This is a genomic window from Sphingomonas sp. CCH15-F11, assembly GCF_001557005.1.
Classification (GTDB): Bacteria; Pseudomonadota; Alphaproteobacteria; order Sphingomonadales; family Sphingomonadaceae; genus Sphingomonas.
Window position 1 is genome coordinate 1 of record NZ_LSKG01000066.1, and the last position, 5,688, is coordinate 5,688.

Sequence of the window (5,688 nt, forward strand, 5' to 3'; positions counted from 1 at the left end):
ATGCAAACCGCCATCCGGCTCGCCGATCATAAGGGCTTGCTCACCCGCATCTTCGCTTTCGTCCTGCTGGCCGTGGCCGCCTACATGCTGTTCCGCAGCCTGGGCGGGATCGGCGGCTAGACACCATTGGAGACCGATCATGATCTTTCGTCAGTTGTTCGAGCCGGAGTCCTCGACCTACACCTACCTCCTCGGTTGCCCGGAGACGCGCAAAGCCGTCCTGATCGATCCTGTCCTCGAAACGATCGAACGCGACCTTGCCGCGCTTCAGGAACTGGATCTCGAACTGGCTTATACGTTGGAGACGCATGTGCATGCGGACCACGTCACATCGGCCTGCTATCTGCGCAGCCTTACCGGCTCCAAGATCGCGTACCCCGCCATGGACGGCCTTCCCTGTGCTGACGTGGGGGTCGCCGAGGACCAGCCTTTGACTGTCGGCGCGCTCAAGCTTCAGCCGCTGTTTACTCCGGGGCACACCGACGCCCACCATACCTACCTGGTTGAGCAGCCCGATGGTCTTCGCGCCTTCACCGGCGACGCCCTGCTAATCGACGGCTGTGGCCGCACCGACTTCCAAAACGGTGACGCCGCCACCCTTTATCACTCCGTCACGCAGAAGATTTTCACGCTGCCGGGCGATGGTCTGATCTACCCGGCTCACGACTACAATCATCGCCACATCACGACAGTGGCGCAGGAGCGTGAACGGAACCCGCGCCTTGCGGGCAAGACCGTTCAGGAATTCGTCGCGATCATGGCCGCTCTCGATCTTCCCTACCCAAAGAAGATCGACGTTGCCGTTCCGGCAAACAAGCTTTGCGGTGATTGCCCGACAGATTTGCCGGAAATGCTGCGCCAGATAGGCGGCAAGTCCGAGCAGGGCTGAGCCATCCGATACAGGTTCATTTACAGGAGAAAGTCGATGCCAACACGCACCTCGAAACAACTGGTTTCCGAAGCGAATGCGATTGTCGAAACTATCGCGCCTGACGATGCAGCCAAACTTGTCGGCAATCCCAAGGTCCAGTTCGTTGACATCCGCGAGCCAGGGGAAGTCGCAAAATCGGGGCTGGTGGCTGGTGCGGTGCATGTCCCGCGTGGCCTTCTGGAATTCCAGGTCGATCCTGAAAGCCCCACCCACAATGCCAAACTCGCCAGTGGATCGCGGTTGGTGCTCTATTGTGGGTCCGGCGCCCGCTCGGCGCTGGCCGCAAAATCACTCAAGGAGATGGGCGTGGAGAATGTCGCCCACGTCCCCGGCGGGTTTGCGGCGCTCAAGGATGCCGGCGCTTCAATCGCACCGGAATAACCCATGGCGCGCTCGAGCGCCGCTTCTCGCAGGCAGGATACAATCCTTGGATAGCCATATCGCATTCGCCAGCCTCGGATTGAGCCCGATAGCCATCTCCATAGGCCCGCTCGACATCCGCTGGTACTCGCTGGCCTATATCGCCGGCATCATTGCCGGGTGGTGGTATCTGCTGCGGCTGCTGGCCCAACCAGCGGCCCCGATGAACCGCGCACAAGCCGACGATCTCGTGTTCTACGCGACGTTGGGCGTTATCCTCGGTGGCCGTCTCGGCTATGTGATCTTTTACGGTCCTGAGATGATCTTCGACCCCCTGCAAATCCTCAAGCTGTGGGACGGCGGCATGTCGTTCCACGGGGGTGCAGCTGGCGTCTCGCTCGCGCTGATCCTGTTCGCGCGACGACACGGCCTCGAATGGCTGCGGGTCCATGATTATGTCGCCTGCACCGTGCCGATCGGCCTGTTCTTCGGCCGCCTCGCTAATTTCGTGAATGGTGAGCTTTGGGGAAAGCCCACCGATGTGCCTTGGGCGATTGTGTTCCCCGGAAGTCGCGATGGCCTCGCGCGTCACCCGAGCCAGCTCTACGAAGCCGGGCTGGAAGGACTGGTCTTGTTTGCCGTGCTCGCGTGCCTTTTCTGGTTTACCAACGCCCGACGTCGCCCTGGCATGCTCGTCGGCGTGTTCCTTCTTGGCTATGGGCTCGCTCGCTTCATTGTCGAATTCTTCCGGGAGCCGGATGCCCAGCTTGTCGGCTTCACAGCCAGAACAGGGCTTCATATGGGTCAGTGGCTCACCGTGCCGATGATTGCCGCAGGTATCTATTTGATAGTCGCAGCTTGGCGCGCCGGCTCGCGCAACCAGCAGGGCAAATCAGTAAAAAGTGAGCCAGCAATCATGCCAAAATCGAGTTGCAGTGAATAGGAACTAGCGGTCGCTATCCTGCTGCTCCTCAAGGCTAGCACCAACTTTGATTGTGCATCGCACCGTCTCGCGCGTTCGGGCTGCGGCCTTGCTGCACCCTTCGATCGTTTCGCGATTGGCCAACACCATCCTGTCGGCCGCTATGATCGCGCGGAACGCGGTGGGCGAGGCGGCCTGCATCATCCGCTGCCCGCCTTCCCACATTGACAGGTCGAGCGCTCGCGCCGCCATCTTTTCCGGCCATTGCCAGCTCGCCGGCACGGCACGCGCGACGACGCCGGCGAACGCCGCCCAAAGCACCATGCCGAGCACCACTCCGCCGATCGCCGTCCACATCAACCAGCGGTTCTGCTCGTAGCCCCGCCGCGCCGATGCGGTGACGCCCTGAAGCGCCCGAGTTGCATCCTTCAGCTCTGCGGCTGCGGTCGCGATCGTCCGCCGGTCCTCGGCGCGGGCGTCACCGCCTGCCGCTACGATCCGGTCAACAACGTGACGCGGCGTTGCTCCGTCCCTGGCTGCCGTCACCAGCGCGTCGGCGCGCTGCAAGGTGGCGTCGATCTTCTGCACCATGCCCGCCAGCGTCTCGCTATAGTCGGGCTGCTCGGGAAGTTCGGCGCGCTCGACCGCCATGCGCTCGACGGCGCGGCGTAGCAGCGCCAGCTCACCCTCCACCCGCGCGAAGGCCTCCTGGGCTGTCTCGGGTTCGTGCTCGTCCTTGCTCAATCCTGCTTCCTTTTCATACCCGAAAGCACGAATGCCTACCGGCTCAATCCCCGGTCGCGCTCGCGGTCCGGCCCCAGCGATTTCGCCAGCGCATCCCCGATTGCGCGGTCATTCTCCAGTTTCAGCTCCAACTCGGGCGCGCGGCGACGCAGCGCGGATTCAAGTTGCGGATCGCGGCCGATCGCACCGGCGACCTTCGCCATGTTGCCGCGCATCCGCTCCGCGCCGGGGCGGTCGCCCGCCCGCTCAAGGGCAGCACGATCGCGCTGCATCGCCTTCCAGGCTTCCACGAAGCGACCCGCGCGCGCCTCCGGGTCGAGCCGCACGCGCTGCTCCTCGGCCATCGCGCGCACGGCCCCTCCGGTGTTGCCGCCAGCGGCCTGCTCGATGAGACTGGGATCGCGCCTGAGCGCGGAAGCGAGATCACGCGCGGCATGGGGCCGGTTCGCGTCCAGCGCCTCGCCAGCCTTGCGCAATGCGCTCTCCTGATGCGGCAGCACCGGCAAGTCCTTGGCGCGCATCCGGCCTATATCGGCCGCGGCGCGCGCATAGCGTTCGATCGCCCCGGCCTGGTCGGGCTTGCCCCCGATCGCCGGCTCGGCCTGCGCCTTTACATCCGAAATGGATGTTTCTCGCACCGCTTTGGGCCGGAAGCCGTCGAACATGCCCTTGGCCTTGTCGCGCACCTTGGCGGCGATCTCCCGTGCGAGTTCCGGGAACCGGATCTCGCGCCGCTCGGCGAAGGCGCGTGCCCGGTCCTGGTCGGACGGCGCGGCATAGTCGCCGGCCATATCCTTGGCGCGGTCACGCGACAGGACGCGGGCGAGCTGGCGCTGATCGGTGAAGTCGTCGCGGCCATAGTGGAACGCCACCCCGTCGCGATGCCGGGACAGGGCGACATAGGTACCGTGCCGGTCCATCCCCGGCGTCGCCAGCACATGCGCGCGATCGACGGTCACGCCCTGCGATTTGTGGATGGTGGCGGCATAGCCGTGATCGACATGCGCATAGTCCTTGAGGTCGAACGCGACGCGGTTGCCGTCATCGAGCCGTACCGCCATGCGGCGCTCGCTGACCTGCTCCAGCGTGCCCAGCGTGCCGTTCTTCACGCCCATGCTGCGCTCATTGCGCAGGAACATGATCCGGTCGCCGGCCGCGAAGTCGCGCCGGCCACGCTCCACGGTTACGCCCACGTCCGCGCCCAGCTCGCCGGTCGCTCGCATCCGCCCGCGCGCCTCCTCGTTGAGCGCGCGCACCTCGGCGTTGGTGTGGGTGAGAATGATCCGGGTCTTGTCCGGCTCGGCCTGGCGCTGGCGATCCCAACCACCCACCAGCTCGCCCCGCGCCCCCTCGCGCGTGTCGGCCGCCTGCACCATGCCCCGGCTCTCATAGGCGTGCAGCGCCGCGCCTGTGCGGCCTGTGGCGAGCGAACGCGTCGCCTCCTTCTGCCAGTCGTCACGCTGCCGGCGAACCTCGGTGATCTCGGCCGCGCCATGCCGCTCGGCCATCGACCGGAACGCCGCGCCGGCTTCGATCGCCTGCAACTGCTCGGGATCGCCCACCAGCACCACCTTGGCGCCGGCATCACGGACATGAGACAGCACCCGCTCCATCTGGCGGGTGCCGATCATGCCCGCCTCGTCCACCACCAGCACGTCCTTGGGGCCAAGCTGGTCGCGCCCCTGCCCCCATGCGTGTTCAAGACTGGCGATGGTCCGGGACTGGATGCCCGATCCGCCCTCCAGATTTTCGGCCGCGATGCCGGACAGCGCCGCGCCGCGAACGGTGTAGCCTGCGTGCTCCCATCCATCGCGCGCGATGCCCAACATGGCGGATTTGCCGGTGCCGGCATATCCGACCACATTGGCGATGCCGCTCGACGCGGTTATATGCTCCAGCGCGGCTTGCTGCTCGTCCCCGAGCACGAGCCCTTCACTCCCGGCAACGGCGCTCGCTCGGTCGAGAACCGCTGCCGGGAGACCATGATCCCTCCGCGCCGCCAGCTCGTCTCCAGCACGCTCAAGCCGCGCTTCGGTCGCGATCATATCGCGGGACGTGAACCGCTCCTGGTCACGCCCGTCCTTGCCCAGCGCCACCAGCTCGGGACTGGCGCGCACCGCCGCCATCACCTGGTCGAACTGCTCCTTGCCGTCCGAATGCCTGAACGCGAACGTCGCAAGGTCGCGGGTAGTGAACGTGGCCTGCTGCCGGGTGATGGCGTCCAGCGCGACATTGGGATTGGCGATAATCCGATCGCCGTTCTCACGCGCGATGCGCGTGTGATCCTCGATCCGCTCCGCCTCAAGCCCCTGCTCCGGTCGCCGCGATGCTGCCGGGCCGATCTTGTGCTGCGGCTCCAGCTCGATGCCCTGCTCCTCATAGGAGCGATGATCGATCCGACCCTCAAGCCCCAACTCGGCCATGCGCTCGTTGACATGCGCGCTCCACGCCTCACGCCAGTCTTTCAACAGCTCGGTGCTGTTCCAGTCGCGATTCTTCTTCCCGAACCCCTCCGGCCCCACATCGCGCATCGCCAGCATGACATGCGCGTGCGGCTTCGGCGTGCCGTCCTTCGCCTTGTCCCAATGCACGTTCAGGTCCGCGACCATCCCGCGATCGACAAACTGCTGCTTCACGAAATCGCGCGCGAGCGCGACGCCCTGCTTCTCGTTCATTTCGCGCGGAATCGAGAACTCCACCTCGCGGGCAAGCTGCGCGTCCTTGCGCTTCT

5 protein-coding genes are annotated in these 5,688 nt (G+C 65.4%); 3 read left to right on the top strand and 2 right to left on the bottom strand.

Annotated features, from left to right (window positions below; translation table 11 throughout):
• Window positions 1-139 precede the first annotated feature (139 nt).
• Genes AX709_RS06150 through lgt form a run of 3 tightly spaced genes read left to right on the top strand, consistent with a single transcriptional unit; the run spans window position 140 to window position 2,234 of the window.
• A complete protein-coding gene (locus tag AX709_RS06150; RefSeq protein WP_007016078.1) occupies window positions 140-889 on the top strand; it encodes an MBL fold metallo-hydrolase in 750 nt (249 codons plus the stop codon).
• Window positions 890-925: 36 nt separating this feature from the next.
• Window positions 926-1,312, top strand: coding sequence for a rhodanese-like domain-containing protein (locus AX709_RS06155; RefSeq protein ID WP_004213269.1), 387 nt, complete (start codon window positions 926-928; stop codon window positions 1,310-1,312).
• Between the two features lie 46 nt (window positions 1,313-1,358).
• Window positions 1,359-2,234 (top strand): prolipoprotein diacylglyceryl transferase, encoded by an 876-nt coding sequence (lgt, locus tag AX709_RS06160; protein ID WP_007016079.1) that lies wholly within the window; start codon window positions 1,359-1,361, stop codon window positions 2,232-2,234.
• A 3-nt stretch (window positions 2,235-2,237) separates the two neighbouring features.
• Here lgt and AX709_RS06165 read toward each other — a convergent pair whose 3' ends face one another.
• Complete coding sequence (locus tag AX709_RS06165; RefSeq protein WP_231635606.1) at window positions 2,238-2,957, bottom strand: DUF6118 family protein; 720 nt, start codon at window positions 2,955-2,957, stop codon at window positions 2,238-2,240.
• A 35-nt stretch (window positions 2,958-2,992) separates the two neighbouring features.
• Window positions 2,993-5,688: Ti-type conjugative transfer relaxase TraA (traA, locus tag AX709_RS06170; RefSeq protein ID WP_066547939.1), on the bottom strand; the 2,696-nt coding region annotated here is incomplete at its 5' end.